General features: G+C 63.2%; 22 protein-coding genes and 1 pseudogene. 17 read left to right on the top strand and 6 right to left on the bottom strand.

Annotated elements, in window-relative coordinates; translation table 11 throughout:
- The 7 genes and pseudogenes from DIE08_RS20445 to DIE08_RS36715 all read left to right on the top strand — a co-directional run.
- On the top strand, positions 1-924 hold the full coding sequence (locus DIE08_RS20445; protein WP_185715880.1) for a fatty acid desaturase: 924 nt from the start codon (positions 1-3) through the stop codon (positions 922-924).
- Positions 917-2290 carry a peptide ligase PGM1-related protein gene (locus DIE08_RS20440; RefSeq protein WP_124903283.1) on the top strand — a complete coding sequence of 458 codons (1374 nt, stop codon included), beginning with the start codon at positions 917-919 and terminating at the stop codon, positions 2288-2290. Before DIE08_RS20445 ends, DIE08_RS20440 begins: the two co-directional genes overlap by 8 nt.
- 4 nt (positions 2291-2294) lie before the next feature.
- The gene (locus tag DIE08_RS20435; RefSeq protein WP_185715879.1) at positions 2295-3506 is read left to right on the top strand and encodes an MFS transporter; all 1212 of its coding nucleotides are present in this window, start codon (positions 2295-2297) and stop codon (positions 3504-3506) included.
- Positions 3503-4657, top strand: a complete 1155-nt coding sequence (locus DIE08_RS20430) for a PLP-dependent aspartate aminotransferase family protein (protein WP_185715878.1) — start codon at positions 3503-3505, stop codon at positions 4655-4657. The genes DIE08_RS20435 and DIE08_RS20430 overlap by 4 nt, the downstream gene beginning before the upstream one ends.
- A 36-nt stretch (positions 4658-4693) precedes the next feature.
- Positions 4694-5080 carry a GFA family protein gene (locus DIE08_RS20425; RefSeq protein ID WP_124903277.1) on the top strand — a complete coding sequence of 129 codons (387 nt, stop codon included), beginning with the start codon at positions 4694-4696 and terminating at the stop codon, positions 5078-5080.
- Positions 5081-5090: 10 nt separating this feature from the next.
- On the top strand, positions 5091-5981 hold the full coding sequence (locus DIE08_RS20420; RefSeq protein WP_185715877.1) for a gamma-glutamyl-gamma-aminobutyrate hydrolase family protein: 891 nt from the start codon (positions 5091-5093) through the stop codon (positions 5979-5981).
- Positions 5982-6380: 399 nt separating this feature from the next.
- Positions 6381-6626: pseudogene (locus tag DIE08_RS36715) on the top strand (hypothetical protein); the annotation flags it as partial.
- Positions 6627-8139: 1513 nt separating this feature from the next.
- Here the strand turns inward: DIE08_RS36715 and DIE08_RS36270 are convergent.
- The 3 genes from DIE08_RS36270 to DIE08_RS20390 form a co-directional block, all read right to left on the bottom strand.
- Complete coding sequence (locus DIE08_RS36270; RefSeq protein WP_260436549.1) at positions 8140-8385, bottom strand: chromate resistance protein; 246 nt, start codon at positions 8383-8385, stop codon at positions 8140-8142.
- Positions 8386-8456: 71 nt separating this feature from the next.
- On the bottom strand, positions 8457-9635 hold the full coding sequence (locus tag DIE08_RS20395) for a chromate transporter (RefSeq protein ID WP_124903271.1): 1179 nt from the start codon (positions 9633-9635) through the stop codon (positions 8457-8459).
- Entirely contained in the window at positions 9632-10609 is a 978-nt protein-coding gene (locus tag DIE08_RS20390; RefSeq protein WP_124903269.1) for a chromate resistance protein ChrB domain-containing protein, read from the bottom strand. Before DIE08_RS20390 ends, DIE08_RS20395 begins: the two co-directional genes overlap by 4 nt.
- Positions 10610-10878: 269 nt before the next feature.
- Between DIE08_RS20390 and DIE08_RS20385 the strand changes: the two genes are divergently transcribed.
- The 6 genes from DIE08_RS20385 to DIE08_RS20360 all read left to right on the top strand — a co-directional run bounded on the left by DIE08_RS20385 (position 10879) and on the right by DIE08_RS20360 (position 17925).
- Positions 10879-11151 carry a metal/formaldehyde-sensitive transcriptional repressor gene (locus tag DIE08_RS20385; protein ID WP_124627771.1) on the top strand — a complete coding sequence of 91 codons (273 nt, stop codon included), beginning with the start codon at positions 10879-10881 and terminating at the stop codon, positions 11149-11151.
- 11 nt (positions 11152-11162) lie between these two features.
- The gene (dmeF, locus tag DIE08_RS20380; RefSeq protein WP_124903267.1) at positions 11163-12476 is read left to right on the top strand and encodes a CDF family Co(II)/Ni(II) efflux transporter DmeF; all 1314 of its coding nucleotides are present in this window, start codon (positions 11163-11165) and stop codon (positions 12474-12476) included.
- Between the two features lie 3 nt (positions 12477-12479).
- Positions 12480-12665, top strand: a complete 186-nt coding sequence (locus DIE08_RS20375; RefSeq protein WP_059508013.1) for a DUF1289 domain-containing protein — start codon at positions 12480-12482, stop codon at positions 12663-12665.
- 7 nt (positions 12666-12672) lie between these two features.
- Complete coding sequence (locus DIE08_RS20370; protein ID WP_059604837.1) at positions 12673-13878, top strand: MFS transporter; 1206 nt, start codon at positions 12673-12675, stop codon at positions 13876-13878.
- Between the two features lie 353 nt (positions 13879-14231).
- On the top strand, positions 14232-15539 hold the full coding sequence (locus DIE08_RS20365) for a dicarboxylate/amino acid:cation symporter (protein WP_124627763.1): 1308 nt from the start codon (positions 14232-14234) through the stop codon (positions 15537-15539).
- A 451-nt stretch (positions 15540-15990) separates the two neighbouring features.
- Complete coding sequence (locus DIE08_RS20360) at positions 15991-17925, top strand: SMP-30/gluconolactonase/LRE family protein (RefSeq protein WP_124903265.1); 1935 nt, start codon at positions 15991-15993, stop codon at positions 17923-17925.
- Between the two features lie 25 nt (positions 17926-17950).
- Here the strand turns inward: DIE08_RS20360 and DIE08_RS20355 are convergent, their stop codons facing one another.
- From DIE08_RS20355 to DIE08_RS20345, 3 genes are all read right to left on the bottom strand, one after another.
- Entirely contained in the window at positions 17951-18388 is a 438-nt protein-coding gene (locus DIE08_RS20355) for an N-acetyltransferase (protein ID WP_124903263.1), read from the bottom strand.
- Between the two features lie 117 nt (positions 18389-18505).
- Complete coding sequence (locus DIE08_RS20350; RefSeq protein ID WP_409360401.1) at positions 18506-18682, bottom strand: MerR family transcriptional regulator; 177 nt, start codon at positions 18680-18682, stop codon at positions 18506-18508.
- Positions 18683-18921: 239 nt separating this feature from the next.
- Positions 18922-19077, bottom strand: a complete 156-nt coding sequence (locus DIE08_RS20345; protein ID WP_011881216.1) for a DUF3309 family protein — start codon at positions 19075-19077, stop codon at positions 18922-18924.
- 208 nt (positions 19078-19285) lie between these two features.
- On the opposite strand from DIE08_RS20345, the gene DIE08_RS20340 reads away from it, so the two are divergent.
- The 4 genes from DIE08_RS20340 to DIE08_RS20325 all read left to right on the top strand — a co-directional run bounded on the left by DIE08_RS20340 (position 19286) and on the right by DIE08_RS20325 (position 22609).
- Entirely contained in the window at positions 19286-19960 is a 675-nt protein-coding gene (locus tag DIE08_RS20340; protein WP_124903261.1) for a histidine phosphatase family protein, read from the top strand.
- Between the two features lie 20 nt (positions 19961-19980).
- Positions 19981-21012 (top strand): phosphotransferase, encoded by a 1032-nt coding sequence (locus DIE08_RS20335; RefSeq protein WP_059604855.1) that lies wholly within the window; start codon positions 19981-19983, stop codon positions 21010-21012.
- 66 nt (positions 21013-21078) lie between these two features.
- On the top strand, positions 21079-21843 hold the full coding sequence (locus DIE08_RS20330) for an SDR family oxidoreductase (RefSeq protein ID WP_059605181.1): 765 nt from the start codon (positions 21079-21081) through the stop codon (positions 21841-21843).
- A gap of 7 nt (positions 21844-21850) precedes the next feature.
- Positions 21851-22609: an SDR family NAD(P)-dependent oxidoreductase gene (locus DIE08_RS20325; protein ID WP_059604859.1), complete on the top strand. Its 759-nt coding sequence runs from the start codon at positions 21851-21853 to the stop codon at positions 22607-22609.
- Positions 22610-22635: the final 26 nt, after the last annotated feature.

Here is a 22635-nt window from a genome sequence, read left to right as displayed (position 1 = left end):
GTGAGCGCCGAATTTGGTCCGGACCCGGTGTTGCTCGAGATCGACGCTTATCGCGCGCAGCGACGGGGACTCCGCGATGCAGTTGCGATCGCGAAGGTCGTTGGCGCGATCGGGGTCGTCGTTCTGTTGGCATGGTTGGCGTGCCGATCCGGAAACGCGATTGGCCGGATCGTCCTGATGCTTGCCGAAGGTTTTGTGTTGAGCGGGTTTCTGAACCTCGCCCACGAATGTCTGCATCGAAGCCTTGTGAGTGCGAAAGTCGTCAACGCGATCATCGGCAATCTGGCTGCGAATGTCCTGTTCGTCAACTACACAGCCTACACCGACAAGCATCTGAAACATCACCGGTGTGTGGCGACAGAAGAGGACACCGAGTCGGCCTCCCGATTCGAAACCTTGCGTGCTTATGTGAGTGCGATGACCGGTGTTGGCTTTCTCGTTTCGAATCTGCGCCTGAATGTACATCTGATCGCCGGAGGCGCACCGCCCTATCTCGCAACCGTGAGACGGAAAGTGCGAGCGCGCAACGAAGCGCGGTGCATTGCAGCATGGTTGCTCGCCATCGCAGCGGCAACCGGTGCCTGGCCGTCGGCATTGTTTACGGTCTATGTCGGTCCGGTGTTTTTTGCCTACTTCTGGTTGATGTTCTTCGGACTACCGGAGCATTACGGCTGCGAACCGGTGCAGCCGCGTTACCTGGCATCGAGAACGACGACGACTAACGGGATCGTCCGGTTTTTCATGTGGAACGCCAATTTTCATACCGAGCATCATCGCTATCCGGGCGCTCCGGCACCGTTGCTCGCCCGAATCGGGGCGCGCCCGAATGTTGGTATTCATCGTGAATCGTCTTATCTGAAATGGCACTGGCGCGTTTGCCGGGAACTTATCCAACGTCGGGAGCACGGGGCAACTCATGGCTAAACTCATTGTGGGCAACGTCGATAACGAGGCAATGATCGGAGATACGAAGCGCGCCTCGCTTCCGCTTCGTCAGGTGTCAGCGATTGCGGCAAGGCGCCTCGTCTGGCAGATGACGAGCGACGATGTAGCGATTCTGCCGTCGCCGGTATCGGCCTCTATGATCGAGTATGTATCGGTCGTGATGAGGCGTCGTCTTTCCACTACGCAGATCGTGTCACCGTCTTCCGATATCTCCGATCCGGTGGTATTGACTTCCGACCGCCTGCTCGACGAAGCGACGCTCGCTGCATTGCGGAACCGTCGCGTCGGTGGGGCCGGGTGGACGGTCTACCCGTATTTTCATACGTCGTCGGTCGGGCTGCTTTGCGATCAGCTCGACATCGCGCAGCCCGTGTCGAACGGATCGCAATTCATGGAGCAGGCCGGCGCCGAACTGTTGAACAGAAAGGCAGTATTTCGCGCTCTCGCGTCGGGTCGGGTCGGATGTGCGGACGGGCGAGTTTGCCGATCATTCGGTGAGTTCTACTTGACGCTGCGTGAAATGCTTGCGAAATATGCAAGCGTGATTGTCAAGCAGGACGTCAATGCTGGCGGTGACGGAAACATCGCAGTCACACTCGAGCGTCGGACCAGTTATCCCGGTGTCCGCAAGGTGTATGCGCTGACGCACCTGTCGGACGTCGATACCATATTCGCGCGTGACTTGTGGTCGAGACAGACCGACACGGCGGGCAACTGCCAGGTGATCGTCGAGCGGTTCCACGAAGGTTCGGATGTCCTGTATGCGGAGTATGAGATCAACGCGGACGCCTTTCGGCTGGTGAGCTATGGCGATCTGCGGATGGATGCTTCGGGCGACAAGCGGGGTAACGGCATGATCATGTGGACCGGATTTCAAATCCCCAGCCAGCTGCCTCCGGGCGTGATCGACCCGTTTCTCGCGCAAGGCGACGTGCTTGCGTCGATCTCCCAGCGTCTCGGATTCGTCGGGCGCGCGAACTTCGATGCCATCGTGACCGACGACGGCGAAGTCGTGTTTACGGAGATCAATGGGCGTATCGGCGGTTGCAGCCATCTTGATGCGATCCTGTGCGAACTGGTGGGGCCGGACTATCTGTCGACGCACGCAGTCGTGACGCGCAACAGGGTGCCCGTTCGCGACCTGCGCGCAGCGCTGACTGTATCGCATCGACTTACGCAGCAGCGCGGCGAAGCCGGTGTCGTCGTACTCACGGAAGATATTGCGGGTACAGGCACGATCGAATACATGGTGTATGCGCGCAATTTGTCAGGTGCGCTTGCGCTTGAGCGCACGTTCCAGCGCGAGTTCGAGATGGCTCAAGAGTCAGTCGCTCTACCGGGGTGAAACGATGGATGCAATCAAGTTCACACGGCCCTCGGCATGGCTCACCGGCATGGCCGACGGCGTGCCGGTTTCGACGCGGATCCTGCTGAGCTTTCAGTTCCTCGTGAATTTGTCCGTGTTCGGGTCGCTTCCGCTGCTTGCAGCGTTCCTTGACCTGGAGCGTCATCTGGACGCGGGCAGCGTTGCCAGCGTACTGACGGTGAATTTGCTGGCGAGCCGGTTGTTGCCTCTGGTGCTGGGTGCGTCGACGGATCGCTTCAGCAGCCGCGTGTTGGCCACACTCGGTCTGATCTGCCGAGCCGCAGGATTTGTCGGACTGGCGCTTACGCCGTCGTTTACCGGACTGCTGATGTGGGCATTTTTGTCCGGGCTCGGCGCTGCGCTTTACGAGACGACCGCGTATTCGATCTTCGGTTCGCTCGACGTAGCGGTACGTCCAAAGGTATTCGCGCTGAATAATCTGGCGCTCAATCTCGGGGCGCTGATCGGTCCGGCGGTATTGATCGTCGTGCCGAACACCGACCGGACGTTACCGTTCCTGGTAAGCGGCATGATTTTCGCCGTGCTTGCGCTCGTGGCGCCTTGGATCTCGGGACGGAGAGCGAGCAACCCAGCCGCAGTACATCCGCTGCGTGGTTTGATGATCGCGTTTGGAGACAGACGGTTCCGCCGACTGTGCTGGGCGCTTGTTCCGTTTTGGACGGTGTATACGCAAATCTACGTCTTCGTCCCGCTGACGTTTTCGAACGGCGCGAGCGGCTATAACGGCGTCAGGCCGTTCTACATAACGAATGCGCTGGTTGGAATTGCTACAGCTTCGCTTGGCATGGGCTGGTTTCAGCGCACGACCTGGCGATCCATGATGACCATCGGGCACGCTGCGATGTGTTGCTGCTTCGCGATTGCCGCACTGCTTTTCGATCACGGTTGGGGCGCCGGTGCGTCGCTGGTCATTCTGATTGCCGTCGCGGTCGTCTTCACGTTTGGCGAAAGCCTGATTCTTCCTGCATCGAATATCGCGCTCGCCGATCTGACGACCGACGGCAACGCCGGCAGCTATTTCGGCGCATCAGCAATCTCGTGGGCGATTGGCGGGATGCTCGGCAACTTCATCGGCAGTGCTGCGGCAGGCTGGACCGTTCATACACTCGGGTGGGTCGTGTTCATGGGCATCTCCGTGATTGGTCTACTTGCATTCTGGAGATGGCAAAAATGAATCTCGAACCTGCCGCCGGGAAGGGCGCGACGGGCACTGCCCTGACCACGGTGAGCCGCCCGCCTGCTACACATTTCGGCTTCGTCAATCCACCGGTATATCGAGGGTCGACAGTCCTTTTCGAATCATTCGATGAAATGGCACCTGGCGCGGCCCCGTATCACTACGGGCGCTGGGGGACACCGACGACGGATGCGTTGTGCGACGCGATGGCGGAAATCGAACATGGCGTTGCCGCGCTCGTGATGTGTTCAGGACTGGCCGCTATCGCGACGGTGTTGCAGACGCTGGCTGTTCCTGAAGGGCGAGTGTTGATCTCGCGTTCGTCGTATCCGGCGGCACGTAAATTCTGCGACGAGGTCCTTTATCGACAGGGTGTATCGATCGACGAATTCTCGCTGGACGATCCGGATGAACTGGCGGCGAAACTCGATGAACGGACGTGTGTGGTTTACCTCGACCTGCCGGGCTCGTCGCATTTCGATATGTGCGTGCTACGAGACGTCGTCGAGATTGCCGGACCAGTTCCGGTCGTAGTCGACAACACCTGGGGCACGCCGTATTTCTTCAATCCGCTTGATCACGGTGCGAGCATCGCCATTCACAGCATGTCGAAGTACATCGGCGGCCATGCCGATTCGATGGTCGGTGCGGCGGTGTTTGCGAGCTTCGATATGTACGAGCGCGTGAAGAGTGTGAGCCGTCTGACGGGGCAGGCCGTCGGCGCAGACGACGCGAATCTGGCTTTGCGAGGATTGCGGACGCTGGCAGTCCGGATGGATCGGCATTTTCAGTCCGCATGCGATGTTGCGTCCTGGTTGCGGGATCATCCGCTGATCGAAAGCGTTCACTACCCGCCGCTGGTCGGCGACAGCGGTCACGCCGCATGGCGGACACAGTATTCGGGTGCGGGCGGTGTGTTTGCATGCGTACTCAAGGATGGCGGCGAGGGGGCGGTCAGAAACGCCATCGACGGTCTCTCGCTTATCGGGCGAGGCTGGGGCTGGGGCGGTTACGAGTCCGTAGCCTGTCCGATCATGGTGCCCCGAGACAATGCGAAGCGGATTGGTATCCGGTTGAGCATCGGGCTCGAAGATCCCGACACGCTTCGACACGATCTGGATACCGCGCTGCGTACAGGGCACCGATGAAAGGCAATGTGTATTTTCTGAAACGAGGGGCGATCAATGACGGAAGCAACGCAATATATCTACGGAAAATGCCATTGTGGTGCGATACGCTTTCGCATTCGATCGGCAGCGTCGCGCAAGGTGATCGATTGCAATTGCTCGATCTGTTTTGCATCGGGCTTCCTGCACGTTCCCGTCGAGCACGACGATTTCGAGTTGCTCGAGGGTGGCGAGCACTTGACGCTATACCGCTTCAATACTGGGATTGCGGAGCACACGTTCTGCCGAGTGTGCGGCGTGAAGCCATTCTATCGTCCTCGTTCTCATCCCCACGACTACAGCGTCAATCTGCGCTGTCTGGATCTTGCAGGGGCCAACGCTTTCGATGTTGTTCCGTTTGACGGCAGGAACTGGGAAGAAAACATTCAGTCCTTTCCACAATGACTCGGCCGCGATGCGACAACTTCCGGAAATAAAGCCCGTCGTCGGCGTGCTGTGTTCGGCAGAGGATATCGAGATACCGGGGTGGGGGTGCCTTTCTCATCAAGCCGTATTCGACCGATATCTGCAGGCTGCAACGGAGTTTGGCGGCGTCTTGCCCCTCCTGATCGGTTCCACGGACGATCTCGTATCTGACCGAAGTTTCGATACGCTGCTCGATCGTCTTGACGGAATCGTGCTGCCGGGCGGCGCGAGCAACATCGACGTGGCGTTTTACGGTGGCACGCATCCACACGTGGGATCCCTAGATCGACTGCGTGACAGGATGGCGATTCGTGTCGTCCGGGAGGCAGTGACATCGGGGCGTCCGGTGTTCGGGATATGCCGCGGCATGCAAGAGATCAATGTCGCGTTGGGCGGTACCCTTTACGCGACACTTCACGACGAACCGGGGAGAATGGATCACCGGGCGAATCGCGCTCTGGCTTTCGAGGAACGCTACCGGGACGCTCATGCGGTCGAGTTGGTGAGCGGCGGCTGGCTTGACGAGATGCTTCGGACAATACCGCCGGAGTGTCGGCAGGCTCATGTGAACTCGTTGCATGGGCAGGGCATTGCCGCCCTGGCGAACGGACTGAGTGTCGATGCATATGCCGACGACGGCACCATTGAAGCGGTGTCGCATATTAGGGCGCCAATCTTCGGAGTGCAGTGGCATCCTGAGTGGTATGTGCGGGATAGTGTGTTGAACCGTGCAGTCTGGGCACGGTTCGGTCGCGAATGTGCAGCTTATTTGCGGCGTCGATTCGACGACCAGTCCTGCCGTGATACGTCGACGGGGGCGGGCAACATTCCCAAAGACGGCTTTTCTGAGATTTTCCGGAGCCATGGACATCTTTTCTGAGGCGAGGCGCATACGGATTTCGCAAAAAAAGATGTCCAAGTCCTTGATCTGTCCAGGGGGCCAAAGATACCTTTTCTGAGAGCCCACATCGGTGTCGGTTCTCAGAAAAGATGTCCGCAGTCGCAATATGTTGTCTTTGAATAATTGACTGCGTTCCGTAAGTGAAGGGTTCGAGCCGCCTTCACTTACGGGAAATGCTCGGAGAATATTTTCTCACACAGGCCTCCGGCACAATGCTTGATCAAGCCTGTTGTTGTCGTATTGGAGACGCTTGCCTGCTCGTTTACGTTTGAAGCTCGTCCGCGTGAACTCGGTGCTTTGCGCTGCACGCTGAACCCCGAACCCGGTGCAGCACGCACTTGCACCCTAAGCGCTTCGCTTGGCGTCGGCATCCATATAAACGGGATGGCTGAGAGCTTCGTGAAAACGATGAAGCGCGACTCCGTCGCCTTCATGCCGAAGCCGGATGCAGCGACTGCTGCACGCAACTTGGCCATCGCGTTCGAGCATTGCAACGAGAAGCATCAGAGGTGGCCTCGCTCGTTCGGACCGTTTTCTGAGATTTCTAAGTGGAGCATCCGAGGCAATCATACTGCCGAATTGGTCGCAGGCAACGTCGCGACGTATGCCTCATTCGGCGTTTGATCCGCCAGGCTCGAATGGGGCCGTTTCCGGTCGTACAAGTTGATGAACTCATCCTCGGAGCACTCGCATACGATCAATTCGACATTTGCGCGCGTTCCACTCTAGCGATCTAGCCTGCCTTCCGAATCAATGCTGGAGAAATGTCGTCGGAATCGGTAGTGGTACGAGCGAGTTTCTCGCTACCGGTGAGAAGCGCAAGCAGGAGAAGAGATTTTATGATTCGATCGAGACTCTGAAAGCAATGCTTAGCGATGCATGGAGGGGGACCTAGGCGGTCACATCCAATATGGTGAGTGCAGGAAAGGCCACTTCCGGCTTCTTCCCGTGCTCAAGCCGAACAATGGAGAATCGGCACGTGGCCAATCGGCGTTCTTGGATGGGATGTTGCCGATGTGAAGGTAAGCGGATACAACTCCATGGAGCTTTGATGCGAGCGGACTGGGCTACCGGTTCCGCGCATCCAGTGCACGTTCTTTTCGTTTCGCATATTGTGCGGATCAGCATTCCCATAGACGTCAGGAAGCGGTCGTGCGCGCTCCTCGCGCCAATGACCATAGATGCGCCGATACCTGCCGGATACAGGCGCAGGGTCACGACGCTGTCGTATTGCGCGCTACAGCTGATATGAAGGTCCACGAACTACGCTCGTAGTGCGCTGGTCCGAGACACACAATTTCCGAGTAGACCGACTGTTAAGTGTGCGCGAAAAAGAAAGTGGCCACTCGTCAAGCGGGCATCGCGGAGGTGGGGCACGAGCATACCGCGGTATCACGCCCAATCCGGTAAGTCCCGCTCGCTGTTTTCTAATGCCACGTAGCCGTGAATTTGCAGATCTGCAAAGTGTGCATCGACCCTATCCAGCCGGACCGGCCTCGAGCGACGTGACGTAACACAGCAGGTCCTTAGTGCGTCCCTCCGATATCAACTGCTCGGCAGTCTTGTAGCCAAAGGTCGGCAGCGGTTCATTGCGATATCAAAGCAACTTGCTTCGTACGTCTCCGGAAATATCGGTTGCAGCTCGGATGACCTGGAGTGCGTCTCTAAGGTACTTTTGCACGCTTTCGGAACCAGCCAAGCGGCTCACCGTATTGCGATGTACACGGGCCAGCCGTGCGACTGTTTGCATATCGATATGCAGGGCGGACGCGAAGCGTCGCGCCGAGACGATCGGCGCGACACTATCTGAGTTTCTCAAAGACGCCATGAACTGGTCGAAATTGAGGGCGGCGTTGAATTTGGGAACAGGTCATGTTTCATGGCAGAGTACCCGCCGCACACTACTGCACATTTATTGCACAAAGAGTACCGACTGCACTGGCCGCCGAAACCCTTATTCATGGCGCTGCTGGTCGCCAAGCTCCGTCGAGACACCTAGGCAGGGCCGTGACATTCCCAAGGGCGACTTTTCCGAAAATTCCCGAGGCCGCGGACATCTTTTCTGAGACGAGAGGCGTGCAGATTTCTCAAAAAAGATGTCCAAGTCCTTGATTTGTCTAGGGTGCCTAAGACACCTTTACTGAGAGTCCACACGTGCCGGCGGCAATCGGCTCGCGTTGACGCTCGACGGCCGGGTCGCGAGCCGACACAGTCCGTAGCCGGATCGATTTCGACGAACTCGACGAGCGTGGACGCGCGCCGGTTGCCAGGTGTGTGCATCACGCCGGCACCACGCGTAAAGCGCTTCGTCGATGAATCGCGCAATCAGCCACGGGCATGCGATGCGGTCGACCTTCGGCCGTTCGCGCGTAATCCACTTCATGCATGGCGCGCCTCCTGTATGCCGGACGAATGTCGTCCAATGCGTCACGGCCGTCTCCTCCGCAGTGCGGCTCAATGATGGAGCAGCGGGTAGGCCACCAGCCCGACGAGCGCGGCAGCCATGACGATGACCGGCTCCTGCAGCTTCTTGAAGCGCCACAGCAGCAGCACGGTAGCGACGGCGAGCAGTGCGGTCGGCACGTCGACGATCGAGCGTTTCGCGATGACGAGCACGGAGCCCGTGATCGCCCCGACGGCTGCGGCGGTGATTCCGTCCACGAACGCCCTGACGCCCGGGCGGTGCCCGTACTTCTTCACGTACGGCGCGGGAATCACGGTGAACAGATAGCAGGGCAGGAACGTGCCGAGCGCCGCGACGCACGCGCCGGGCAAGCCCGCCACGAGATACCCGATGAAGCCGACGGTGATCACGACGGGGCCGGGCGTAATCATCGCGACGGCGACCGCATCGACGAACTGCTTGTCGTTGAGCCAGTGATGTTCGGTGACGACGCCGCCGTAGAGGAACGGCACGATCGCAAGCCCGGAGCCGAACACGAACGTGCCTGCCTTCATGAAGAACGCGCCGATCTGAACGAGCTGCGGCAAATCGATGCCGCTCAGCATTCCGCTGGCCGCCGGCAGGTTGGCGGCGGCAACCGCATTCAGCCCGCCCCGGTGCAGCCACCTGGGCGGAGCGCGCCACAGCCAGCCGACCAGGCCCGCGACGAGGAACAGCCACGCGATTTCCGATTCCGTGATGAAGGTCACGGCGGCGAGCGTCGCGAAGATCGCCCAGAGCAGCTTGTCGCGGCCGACCGTTTTCGTCGTGAGCTTGTACGCGCTCATCGCGATGATGCCGACCACCGCGGCGCCGACGCCGTAGAAGACGGCCTGCATCCAGGACAGCCCGCCGAAATGCGCGTACGCGAACCCGAGCGCGAGCACCATGAGGAACGACGGCAGCACGAATGCGAAGCCGACGAGTGTCGCACCGACGATGCGGTAGTGAACGAAACCGAGATAGATCGCGAGCTGGGCCGCCATCGGCCCCGGCGCGAGCTGGGCCAGCGTGAGTCCTTCCTTGTAGTCGGCTTCCGTGATCCAGCCGCGGCGCTCGACCAGGTCGCGACGCATGTAGCCCGCAAGCGCAACCGGCCCGCCGAAGCCGAACGTGCCGAGGCGCAACATGTAGGCGACCAGCTCGCCGAGCGAGTAGGTCGGTTCGGTTGTGGCGATGGCAGTGGTCATGACCTGGCTCCGGTCTCGTTCTTTCCGCTCGACGAGAAATGCGCGTGCAGGGCGTCGAGCACGGCGCTCATCTGCTCGAGCAATTGATCGTCGTTCTCCGTGCGCTGGCGCGTGCCGGCCATCACGGCCTCGAAGCCGATCGCCTCGGGCGCGGCGGGGCCGCCCACGTCGAGCGCGTGCACGATCTCGGCGAGCCGCGCGAGCGCAGGGTCGTTGTCGAGTCCGAAACTGGCCAGCAGCACCTCGAACGTTACGCGCTTGCCGACGTGCGTGAACGTCGCACCGTCGAAATCGAAGCCCAGCGCGTCAGCCGGACAATCGGCAGGCGATGCGAGCCAGATGAAGCGGGCGCGTGCGTCGATGAAGCGGTGGATCAGCCACGCGCTGGCGACGCGATCGACCCACATCCGCTGTCGCGTCGCCCAGGTGCGGCCCTGATATTCGTCGATCGCCAGCGGGCGGATCGCGCGGTCCGCGGCGTGCGGCTCCCCCGGCGACAGCACGGTGTCGATCAGTGCGACGAAATCCTGCAGGGCGACTTCGGCACGGGTGGCCGAGTCGCCCGGGAAATAGTCGATCGCGCGGATGGCGTCGAAATCCTTGCGCACGCGCCGCAGCAAACGTGTCAATTCCGTGGCCGACTTACCGGCGAGGGTCTTGCGGGCATCCGCAAGGGTCTGGATGAAGGCGGCGTCATCCTCCCCGCGATCGAAGAGCGCGCGGAATTCCAGTTCCTGCGATGCGTCCAGGCTCGGCGCCCGTAACAGATGAGCCGTGCCGCCACTTTCGGCAATCGCCCCCGCGAGGTCGCGCAGTGTCTCCTCATGCTCTTCGCTGTACGGCAGCAGGTAGATACCGTCGCGCAACACCGCACAGCCCTTTGCCTTCAGCGCGCGCCAGAAGCGCATGCGGGCCGTCGCGTTTTCGGTCGGAAGGGTCAGCACGAGGAGCGACCACGTAGAAATAGTGTTCATGTAGTGAACTCTATCCAATTGTTATTCACTCTACAAATTTTTTTCGGCGCAGTCGCTGTGTCGCGTCGCACCCATGCCCGCTTCATCGTGGCCAGGCTTGTTGCAGATCCGCGCGCAGTGGGCCGAAGCGAGCACGGTGCAGGTCCGTTCGAGCACCGGGGCGCCGCTTTCCGGCATAGACCTTTCGTTAGCCCGATATATACCCCTCCCCCCTATATGGAAATGCGATTTCAGATATAGTCCCCCCCCCGGTATATAGGGGAACCACCATGAGCCACACCATCAAGGACAAGCAGAAGCTGCTGAACCGTGTCCGCCGCATCAAGGGACAGGTTGAAGCGCTCGAACGCGCGCTGGAGGACGAGCGCGGTTGCAACGAAATCCTCCGCCTCATCACGAGCGGCCGCGGCGCGATGAACGGCCTGCTCGCAGTCGTGCTCGAGGATCACATCCGCAGCCATCTGGTCGACGCCGAGGGGCACGACGACGAAGGCAGCGCGACCGAGCAGTTGATCGAAGTCGTACACAGCTACTTCAAGTAAACGGAGGCGGAATGAGCAATTTCAGCGATGACGCCTTCGGCGCAGGGCACGACCACATTTTTCTTGGCGCGGCGCACGAGCAGAACGAGCGCAGGACCTGGATGGTCATCGCGCTGTGCGCGGCGATGATGGTGGCCGAGATCGTCGGCGGGTCGCTTTTCGGCTCGCTGGCGCTGATCGCGGACGGCCTGCACATGTCGACGCACGCGGGCGCGATGCTGATCGCCGCGTTCGCCTATACGTATGCGCGCAAGCATGCGAACGATCCGCGCTTCGTGTTCGGCACGGGCAAGCTCGGCGACCTCGCGGGTTTCACGAGCGCGATCGTGCTCGCGATGATCGCGCTGCTGATCGGGTACGAAGCGGTCGCGCGTTTGCTGGCGCCCGTTCCGATCCATTTCGACGAGGCGATTCCGATCGCGGTTGCCGGCTTGCTCGTCAACATTGCGAGCGTCTGGCTGCTGAGCGGCGATCATCATGGCCATAGCCACGGTCATGGCCACGGCCACGGCCACGGCCACGGCCATCATCACGGGCATGGTCATGGCGATCACGACGATCATGCGCACGACCACGAAGATGAAGCGCACCGGATCTTCGACCAGCAGGGCATATTCGTCGTGTCGGTGTTCGAGGAGGGCGTCCCGCCGGTTTTCCGCGTCGCGCCGGCGACACACGAGACGAAGCGCGTCGATGCGAGCGCCGTGTCGGTGACGACGATTCGCCCGGACGGCACACGCCAGACGTTCGCGATGCAAAGCCGCGATGGTTATCTGGAGTCGACCGAAGCCATTCCCGAACCGCACGAATTCAAGGCGATCGTCCGCTTGAACGGTCGCGAACACGAACTGGCGTTCGAGGAGCACGATCATGGCGCGTCCGCGGCGGCGGCGCGCGATCACAACATCCGCTCCGCCTACATCCACGTGATCGCCGATGCCGCGGTTTCCGTGCTGACGATCGTCGGGCTGCTGCTCGCGCGTGCGTTCGGCTGGGTCTGGATGGATCCGCTGGCCGGCATCATCGGCGCGATGGTGATCGCGAACTGGTCGTACGGCCTGATGCGCGACACGGGCGGCATCCTGCTCGACATGAATTCCGATCGCCGTCTGACGGACAAGGTGCGTGGCGCCATCGAAGGCACCGGAGACCGCGTCGCCGACCTGCACGTGTGGCGGCTCGGGCCGGGGCACATGAGTGCGGTGGTGTCGGTGACGACCACCGATCCGGATCGGGATGCGCGCTTCTATCACGGCGTGCTGCAGCGATTCAGGAACCTGTCGCACGTCACCGTCGAAGTCGTGCCCGCGACGCGAGGACGATAAAGCATGGCGGTCAAGTCCCCTTGTGTCGACGTGTGTTCGTTCGACGGTCGCACCGGCTACTGCGTGGCATGCCTGCGGACGCGCGACGAAGCGCGCGGCTGGAAGAAGATGACGGATCACCGGCGTCATCAAATCGTGAACGACCGCGCGCGGCGGCATGCGAAACTGACGCGGGAAACGACCGACTGAACACATCATGAGCGCCCCGTCACCGATTGCCGGCAAACCTGCGATTCCGCGGACCGTCTGGGCCCTGGGTCTCGTGAGCCTCTTCATGGACCTGTCGTCCGAGCTGATCCATGCGCTGTTGCCGATCTACCTGGTGTCGACGATGGGCATGAGCGTCGCCGCGCTCGGCGTCCTCGAGGGGGCGGCCGAAGCGACGGCGATGATCGTCAAGGTGTTCTCCGGTGCGATCAGCGACTGGCTCGGGCGCCGCAAGGGGCTGCTGCTGGTCGGCTACGGGCTCGCGGCGTTGACCAAGCCGTTGTTTCCGCTGGCGTCCACGCCGGCCGTCGTCGTGACGGCCCGTCTGCTCGACCGCGTCGGCAAGGGGATTCGCGGCGCGCCGCGCGACGCGCTGGTGGCCGACATCGCGCCGCCCGAAATTCGCGGCGCGTGCTTCGGCCTGCGTCAGTCGATGGATACCGTCGGCGCGATTCTCGGCCCGATGCTCGCGATCGCGCTGATGCTGTGGTTCGGCGATCGCATCCGGACCGTGCTCTGGTTTGCCGTGGTGCCGGCCTTCGTCGCGATCGCATTGATCGTCTTCGGCGTACAGGAGCCCGAGCAGTCGAAACCGGACCGGCGCTTTCGCTCGCCGCTGCGCTGGAACGCCCTGCGCGAGTTTCCCCGCAGCTACTGGTTCGTCGTCGCGGCCGGCGCGACGTTTACGCTCGCGCGATTCAGCGAGGCGTTCCTGGTGCTGCGTGCGCAGCAGACGGGGCTCGACGCGGCATGGATTCCGGCCGTGATGGTCGCGATGAGCGTCACCTATGCGCTGTCGGCCTGGCCGGTCGGCATCCTGTCGGACCGGCTCGATCGCCGCGTGCTGCTCGCGGCCGGCATGGTGTTGCTGATCGCGGCCGACCTGCTGCTCGGCATCGGCACGTCGACGATCTCGATGTTCGCCGGCGTGGCCGTGTGGGGGCTGCACATGGGCTTCACGCAGGGCATCCTCGCCGCGATGGTGTCGGAAACCTCGCCGGCCACGCTGCGCGGCACCGCGTTCGGCGTGTTCAACCTGGTGAGCGGCGTCTGCATGCTGCTCGCGAGCAGCATCGCCGGCGCACTGTGGACGCGTTTCGGCGCATCGACCACGTTTCTCGCGGGCGCGGCGCTGGTCGTGCTGCCGCTGTGCCTGTGCCGGTTCATGCCGCGACCCGGCGCGTCGCACGCGTGACGCGGCGCCGGCCGGGTCTGCCGACGTTCGGCGCAAGGCTGAGCTGACGGCCGGGCACGACGGTGCCCGAAGACCAGACCCGCCGTCGCGGTCCGCCCGTCCCCGGCCCCGGCCCCGGCCGGCGAAGGCCGGCCTCGCCTCCTTTCCCGCGCCGCGCATCGCTTGTCGCTTTCAGATTTGAAAGATTGTCCGGCGTTTGCGATAGAATGCCCCCCCTGTTCGCCGTGGCCATGCCCACGGACGGGCACCGGCACTCGAAGCGGCGCGCGCCGCGCTCGCGGTCCACCGTTCCCATGTCGATGCCGGCGATCTCCCTGCCGTTGGAAACACAAGTTCTGTAATTTGGATTGCTAATGAAGAAGAAGCACAACATCACCAAGTACATCGTCATCGCGATGGTGCTTGGCATTGCCGTGGGCTACGCCTGTCATAGCGCGTTTCCCGACCCGAAAATGGCCAAGGAAGTCGCCGGCTACGTGTCGCTGCTGTCCGACGTGTTCCTGCGGCTGATCAAGATGATCATCGCGCCGCTGGTGTTCGCGACGCTGACGGTCGGCATCGCGCAGATGGGCGACAGCGGGTCGGTCGGCCGCGTGGGCGTGAAGGCGTTCGGCTGGTTCTTCATCGCGTCGTTCACGTCGCTGGTGCTCGGCCTCGTGACCGCGACGATCCTGAAGCCGGGCAGCCACCTGAGCCTGCCGTTGCCTGCCGCCGACGCGGCGCTGAACCTGAAGACGGGCGCATTCACGCTGAAGGACTTCGTCGTCCACCTGGTGCCGAAATCGATCGCCGAGGCGATGGCGAACAACGAAATCCTGCAGATCGTCGTGTTCTCGATCTTCTTCGGTACCGCGCTGTCCGCGCTTGGTGACGCCGGGAAGCGCCTGACCGGCGTGATCGACGATCTCGCGCAGGTCATGCTGAAAGTGACGGGCGCGGTGATGTGGTTCGCGCCGGTCGCCGTGTTTGCCGCGCTGGCGTCGACGATCACGACGGAAGGGCTCGGCATCCTGCTCACGTTCGCGAAGTTCATGGCGAGCTTCTATCTGGCGCTTGCGCTGCTGTGGGGCGTGCTGACGCTCGCCGGCGTGGCGTTCCTCGGCAAGCGCGCGTTCACGCTGATTCGCCTGATTCGCGAGCCGTTCCTGCTGTCGTTCGCGACGGCGAGTTCCGAAGCCGCGTATCCGAAGCTGCTCGACGCGCTCGACCGGTTCGGCGTGAATCGCAGGATCTCGAGCTTCGTGCTGCCGATCGGGTACTCGTTCAACCTCGACGGCTCGATGATGTACTGCACGTTCGCGGTGCTCTTCATCTCGCAGGTGTACGGGATCGACCTGCCGCTCGGTACGCAGATCACGATGCTGCTGATGCTGATGGTGACGTCGAAGGGGATGGCGGGCGTGCCGCGCGCGTCGCTCGTCGTGATCGCGGCGACGCTCAACCAGTTCCATCTGCCGGAAGCCGGGCTGCTGCTGATCATGGGCGTCGACATGTTCCTCGACATGGGGCGCTCGGCGACCAACGCCGTCGGCAATTCGATCGCGGCTGCGGTGGTCGCGAAGTGGGAAGGCCAGCTCGGCGAACCGCGCGCCGACTCGGATTCGGACGGCGGTGGCGAAATCGAGCAGGTGAAGGTACGGGAGACGGCGACGTCCGCGTGATTTCCCTGTTGTGAATGATATGCGCCGGCCCGGATTCGACACGGACTCGGGCCGGCGCGATACCCGCCAGCGGTCATTCCTTTACCCGTCTTTACCCGTATCCCGGCGATTTTTCCGATTCGCCGAAAAACCTTCCGCCATTTCCGATACGCGGCATTCGAAACCGCGGCGATATTCCCGCCATCGAAAGCCGTACTGCCCCGATAGCACACGCGAACGCTTAAGTGGTCGTTCACTCTCGCGCAGTCGTACGCCCGGCCGTCGCGAGCAGCGCGCAATTTTTTTCGATTTATATGACGCTATTCTCGGCGTTGCCGATTATCGAGCGCACGCGCGATGTAATACCGACTGCACCGGGTGATTTAGCGGAAGTATTTACGCATTGCCGATTTTCAAACCACCCGGCTGCCCCCTCACGTGAATGACTCCACCATTCAGGAGAGCATCAGCCATGGTCGCCAGAAAATCGATTCAGGCCGTGCTGCTCGCCGCCGCGGTCGCCGCGATCGCGCCGGCCGCAAACGCGGGTAACACCACCGACTGGATCGCGAATACCTACGGCACGCTCGCCGCGCACGTCGGCAACGTCGCGCGCTCGATGTGGGTCGCGCCCGAAGGCGTGATCTACACGGCGTCGATGTGGGACGAGGATGAGGGCGGCGTCGCGATCTACCAGAACGGCAAGAGCGTCGGTTCGATCGGCACGCATTCCGAGTTCCAGGGCAGCGCGATCACGGGCAATGCGACGTCGCTGTTCGTCGCGCTGCAGCCCGGCAGCGGATACGGCAGCGGCGCGGTCGGGCGCTACAACCGTGCCACGCGGTTTCGCGACAAGCTGATTCAGGTCACCGCGGCGACCAACCAGCCGCGCATCGACGTCGTCACGGGGCTCGCCACGGCCGGCTCGCTGCTCTATGCGAGCGATTTCTACGGCAATCGCGTGCGGGTGTTCACGACCGACGGCGTGTGGCAGCGTGACATCGGCGTGTCGGCACCCGGCGCGCTCGCGGTCGACGGTGCGGGGAACATCTGGGTCGCGCAGAAGAGCGCAGGCTCGGTCGTCGAATTCAGTCCGGCCGGCGCGCTGCTGAACACGATCCGGCTGGCCGCCGGGTCGCAGCCGTCGGCGCTCTATTTCGATGCGGTTGCGGGGCAGCTGATGATCGGCGACGAAGGCCCCGACATGAACATCAAGCGCTACTCCGTCTCGGGCCGACCCGCGCTGGCCAGCACGTTCGGCGTGCCCGGCGGCTATCTCGACACGACGACGGGTATCAAGGGGCAGGTCGGCGCGAAGCGCTTCACCCGCATCGCCGGCATCGGCAAGGACACGGCCGGCAACCTGTATGTGCTCAACAACCCGTGGGGCGGCAGCTGGGATCTCGGCCGCAACGGCGCGACCGACATTCACGCATACAGCAGCGCCGGCAGCCTGCGGTGGACGCTGCAGTCGCTCAACTTCGAGGGCATCGCCGCACCGGATCCGGTCACCGACGGCGCGCTGTTCTACAGCGGCACGCACGTCTACAGTGGCACGGCGGGCGGCACCTTCGTCGCGAACACCGTCGATCCGTTCACGTATCCGTCGGACCCGCGCATCAACATGAGCGATACCCAGCGCGACGAGCACTTCGGGCTGCTGACGTCCGTTGGCGCGAACCGGATCCTCGTTGCAGCGGGGCAGAATCCGCCGGTCTACTACTTCTTCCACTTCAACGCGGCCAACGGCTACGTCGCGATTCCGGACGGATCGATCCCCGGGCCCGCGTTCAACACGACCCGGCGCGTGTCGGCCGGCTTCAGCCTCGACAGCAAGGGCGGCGTCTGGGCCGGCCTCGACAAGACCGGCGCCATTTATCACTATCCGCTGAACGGTTTCGACGCGAGCGGCAAGCCTTCGTGGGGGGCGGGCGTACCCACGCCCGTGCCAGCCAGCATCCAGCCGCTGACGCGCATCGTCTATCTCGCCGACAGCGACACGATGGTGCTCGCGCAGGGTGTGGTCGGGAGCACCGACTGGACGTCGATCGGCACGCGCATCGAGGTGTATCACGGCTGGAGCGCCGGCAACACGACGAAGCCGAATCCGGTCATCACGCTGCCGCACAGCGGCGCGAAGTCGATCGACGCGGCCGGCAACCATCTGTTCGTCGGCTACTGGTTCAGCAGCAGTGGGCCGCTGTGGCCGAACATCGACGCATTCAACCTCGACACCGGCAATCTCGACACGACGCTCGTCAACGCGAGCCCCGCGACCGTGGATACCAGCAGCGCGATCGACGCGATGTACAGCGTGTGCGCGTATCGCCGCTCGAACGGGGAATACGTGGTGACGAAGAACAACGTGAAGGGGAACAGCATCACCGTCTATCGGTGGACGCCTTGATGGGCGAGGCGCGGCACGCCACGGTTCAGGCGCGCCAGATCAGGCTCGCGCTCGTCTCCGTTTCCGACGCGAGGGTGAAGCCGAGCCGCTCGTAGAGGCGCCGCGCCGGGTTGCCGCGCAGCACGCCGAGCGATACGGGCACGTGCTCGCGTGCGGCTTCGATCAGCAGCTCGCGCAGCACGGCTTCGCCGATGCCTTGTCGCTGTCGCGACGGGAGGATCTGGATCTGGTGAACGTGCCATTCGTCGGCGGAGCGCGTGACCTTCAGCAAACCGATTGCATCGGCGCCGTCGCAGATGATCATCGCGTCCTCGAAGTTCGAGCGGATGCGCTGATCGTGCGCTTTGTCGTCGGTGGGTGCGCCGACGCGTCGCAGATGCTCGGTCATCGTGAGTCGGCGGAGCCTCAGCAGGAACGGCAGGTCGGCGGCGGTCGCCGGGCGCAGGCAAATGGCAGGGGGCATGGTCGAGGAGCGTGGGCGGGTGGATTCCATGGCTCGAAGCGAATGATCCACGAACGCGGTATGGCGGTCAAAGGCCGGGCAGCCGGCATTGTCATGACGGTCGACCGAAAGCCTGCATCAACCGACGGCGGCCGGCTGACGCGCTCGGGTGAACGGCCCGACTGCCCGGTAGCCCGCCCACATTCGCGCCGGCGCGACGAGGCCGTGCTGCTCGCGGAACCGCAGCGCCTCGACCGATACGCCGAGCCGCGCGGCTGCGGCCGAAGCGCTCGGGCGCAGGGTGGGCGTGCTCATTCGGCGTCTCAGTTTGCTGTCGATTCGTGAAACCAGTGTTCGCTGGATAACCCGAAGAACACCCCGCGCATGCGCGTCATTGTGCGGCGTGCGCGCGCCGCCGAGATACGGCAGGAACGACGGCGCCCGGGCGGGTTCGCGTCGTTGCCGGGTTGGCATTCATCGCCGGCTTTTGTAAAGAAGCCACGGCAGCGCGATCGAACGATGCGTGCCTGCGCAACAGGCACGCGTCGTCACACTCAAATGCGACCCAGCAGCACCAGTATCACGACGATGACGACGATCAGCCCGACCGAGCCCGATGGCCAGTAGCCCCAGCTTCGGCTGTGCGGCCACGCCGGAAATGCTCCGATGAGCAGCAGAATCAGAACGATGATAAGGATCGTACCGAGCATCGCACCCCTCCTGAACGTGGTGACATGACGGTGGCTCCTGCCGCAATTCGCGTGCCGCGGCGGGGAGTCGGGCGAAAGCCGGCACAAGCGCGCTGTATTAATACGTGGAATTCATGCGATGAATAGTGGGCGATTCAGAAAATAAATTTCAAAAATGCGACCCCGGTCGCTATGCTGGGCCTTCGGTTTCCCCTCAGGCGGGCACGCAATGGCTGAACTTTTTCTGGTGCGGCACGGGCAGGCGTCGTTCGGCACGGACGATTACGACCGGCTGTCCGCGGCCGGTGAGCAGCAGGGCGTCTGGCTCGGCGAATACTTCGCGCAGCAGGGCCTGACGTTCGACCGGGTGATCTGCGGCACGATGAACCGGCATGCGCAGACTGTCGATGCGATCCTGCGCGGGATGGGCGGCGAAGGCGCGCAGGTCGACCGCCATCCCGGCCTGAACGAATACGACTTCCACGGGCTGTTCGCGGCCGCGGCGAGCGACTATCCGGAGATCGCGCGGCTCGCGGCCGGTTCGATGAAGGAGCACTTTCGCGCGCTGCGGCAGGTGCTGCACCTGTGGTCCGACGACAAGCTGGGCGACACCGCGCCCGAAACCTGGGCGCATTTCCAGCAACGCGTCGCCGACGCCCGCGCCGCGATCCGCGAGGGCGGCAGCCAGCGCGTGCTCGCGGTGAGTTCCGGCGGCCCGATCGCGGTGACCGTGCAGCAGGTGCTCGCGGCACCGCCGTCGAGCGCGATCGCGCTGAACCTGCAGATCCGCAACAGCAGTCTTTCGCAGTTTTTCTTCAACGCCGAAGCGTTCCACCTGGCGTCGTTCAACGGCATACCACATCTCGAGGATACCGAACGACATGCGTGGCGCACCTACGGCTGACCCTACGAACGATCGCGACGATGACGAACCCTTCCCAGCCCCTCGACGTAGCTCGCCTCACGCGCTATCTGGAAGCGCACGTGCCGGGTTTCGAAGGCCCGCTCGACATGGAGAAGTTTGCCGGCGGCCAGTCGAACCCGACCTTCCTGCTGCATGCGAAGAGCGGTCGCTACGTGCTGCGCCGCCAGCCGCCCGGCGAGTTGTTGAAATCCGCGCATGCGGTCGATCGCGAATTCCGCGTGCTGAGCGCGCTGTCGGGCACCGCCGTGCCGGTCGCGCGTCCGTATCACCTCTGCGAAGACCGCGACGTGATCGGCAGCCTGTTCTACGTGATGAGCTTCGAGGACGGCCGGATCTTCTGGGATCCGGCACTGCCGGAGTTGCCGAAGGCCGATCGTGCGATCTGCTACGACGCGCTGCTGCGCACGCTGGCCGCCCTGCACGACGTGGACGTCGACGCGGTGGGCCTCGCCGACTTCGGGCGCCCCGGCAACTACTTCGAGCGCCAGATCGGCGTGTGGACGAAGCAGTATCGCGCGGCGGAAACGGAGCGCCTCGACGCGATGGAAACGCTGATCGACTGGCTGCCGAAGGCCTGCCCTGAGGACACCGGACGGCCCGCGCTGGTGCACGGCGATTTCCGGATCGACAACCTGATGTTCGCGCGCGACGACTATCGCGTGCAGGCCGTGCTCGACTGGGAGCTGTCGACGCTCGGCAATCCGCTCGCCGATCTCGCGTATTTCTGCATGTGCCTGCGGCTGCCGCCGGGCGACCAGGTGCGCGGGCTCGCGGGCCAGGATCGTGCCGAACTCGGCATTCCCGACGAAGCGGCGATCGTCGCGCGCTACTGCGAACTGCGCGGGATCGAGCCGATCCGCGACTGGCATTTCTATCTCGCGTTCAGTTTCTTCCGGCTCGCGTCGATCGCGCAGGGCGTGAAGGCGCGCGCGCTGCAGGGCAACGCGTCGAGCGAGCAGGCGCTGCGCGTGGGCGCGATGGCTGGCCGGCTGGCCGAAATGGCGGTCGACGTGATCGGCGCGCATCGCTGACATAGGTGACATCGCGGACATCGCCGCGCGGCCGCACGAAAAACATCAATGGAGGAGCACAGCAACATGGCAACGAATCTGTTCGATCTGACGGGCAAGATCGCGCTGGTGACGGGCGCGAGCCGCGGCATCGGCGAGGAAATCGCGAAGCTGCTCGCTGAGCAGGGCGCGCACGTGATCGTGTCGAGCCGCAAGCTCGACGACTGCCAGGCGGTCGCGGACGCGATCGTCGCGGCGGGCGGCCGTGCCGAAGCGCTGGCCTGTCACGTCGGGCGGCTGGAGGACATCGCCGCGACGTTCGAATCGATCCGCGGCAAGCATGGCCGGCTCGACATCCTCGTGAACAACGCGGCCGCGAATCCGTATTTCGGGCACATCCTCGATACCGATCTCGCCGCGTATGAAAAGACCGTCGACGTGAACATCCGCGGCTACTTCTTCATGTCGGTCGAGGCCGGCAAGATGATGAAGGCGCAGGGCGGCGGCGCGATCGTCAACACCGCGTCGGTGAACGCGCTGCAGCCGGGCGACCGTCAGGGCATCTACTCGATCACGAAGGCTGCGGTCGTCAACATGACGAAGGCGTTCGCGAAGGAATGCGGGCCATTCGGCATCCGTGTGAACGCGCTGCTGCCGGGCCTCACGAAGACGAAGTTCGCGGGCGCGCTGTTCGCCGACAAGGACATCTACGACACCTGGATGGCGAAGATTCCGCTGCGCCGCCACGCGGAGCCTCGCGAGATGGCTGGCACCGTGCTGTATCTCGTGTCGGACGCGGCGAGCTACACGAACGGCGAGTGCATCGTCGTCGACGGCGGCCTGACGATCTGAGCGCGCGATGAAACTCGACAGCTACGCCGGGCAGGCCGTGATGATCACGGGCGCCGCGAGCGGCTTCGGCGCGCTGCTCGCGAGCGAGCTGGCCGCGATGGGCGCGCGGCTCGCGCTCGGCGACCTGAACGAGGCGGCGCTCGAACGCGTGGCCGCGCCGCTACTGGCGGCCGGCGCCGACGTGATCGCGCAGCGCTGCGACGTGCGCATCGAAGCAGAGGTCGCTGCGTTGGTGAAGGCGGCGGTCGAGCGCTTCGGCCGGCTCGACGTCGGCATCAACAACGCGGGCATCGCGCCGCCGCTGAAGGCGCTGATCGATACCGAGGAAGCGGATCTCGATCTGAGCTTCGCGGTGAACGCGAAGGGCGTGTTCTTCGGGATGAAGCACCAGATTCGCCAGATGCTCGCGCAGCGCGAAGGCGTGATCCTGAACGTCGCGTCGATGGCCGGGCTCGGCGGCGCACCGAAGCTGGCCGCGTACGCGGCGTCGAAACACGCCGTGGTCGGGCTCACGAAGACGGCCGCGCTCGAATACGCGCGGCATGGCATTCGTGTGAACGCGGTGTGCCCGTTCTATAGCACGACGCCGATGGTGACCGACAGCGACATCGGCGATCGCCAGGATTTTCTCGCACAGGGCTCGCCGATGAAACGGCTCGGCCGCCCCGAGGAAATCGTCGCGACGATGCTCACGCTGTGCGCGAAGGAAAACACCTATCTGACCGGGCAGGCCGTCGCCGTCGACGGCGGTGTCTCGGCCTTCTGAGCGAAACGAACGGAACAACGGAATCT

This window comes from Burkholderia sp. Bp9004, from assembly GCF_003858025.1.
Classification (GTDB): Bacteria; Pseudomonadota; Gammaproteobacteria; order Burkholderiales; family Burkholderiaceae; genus Burkholderia; species Burkholderia diffusa.
Note: the sequence above shows the minus strand (reverse complement) of the source record. Positions and strands in the feature narration are given on the sequence as shown.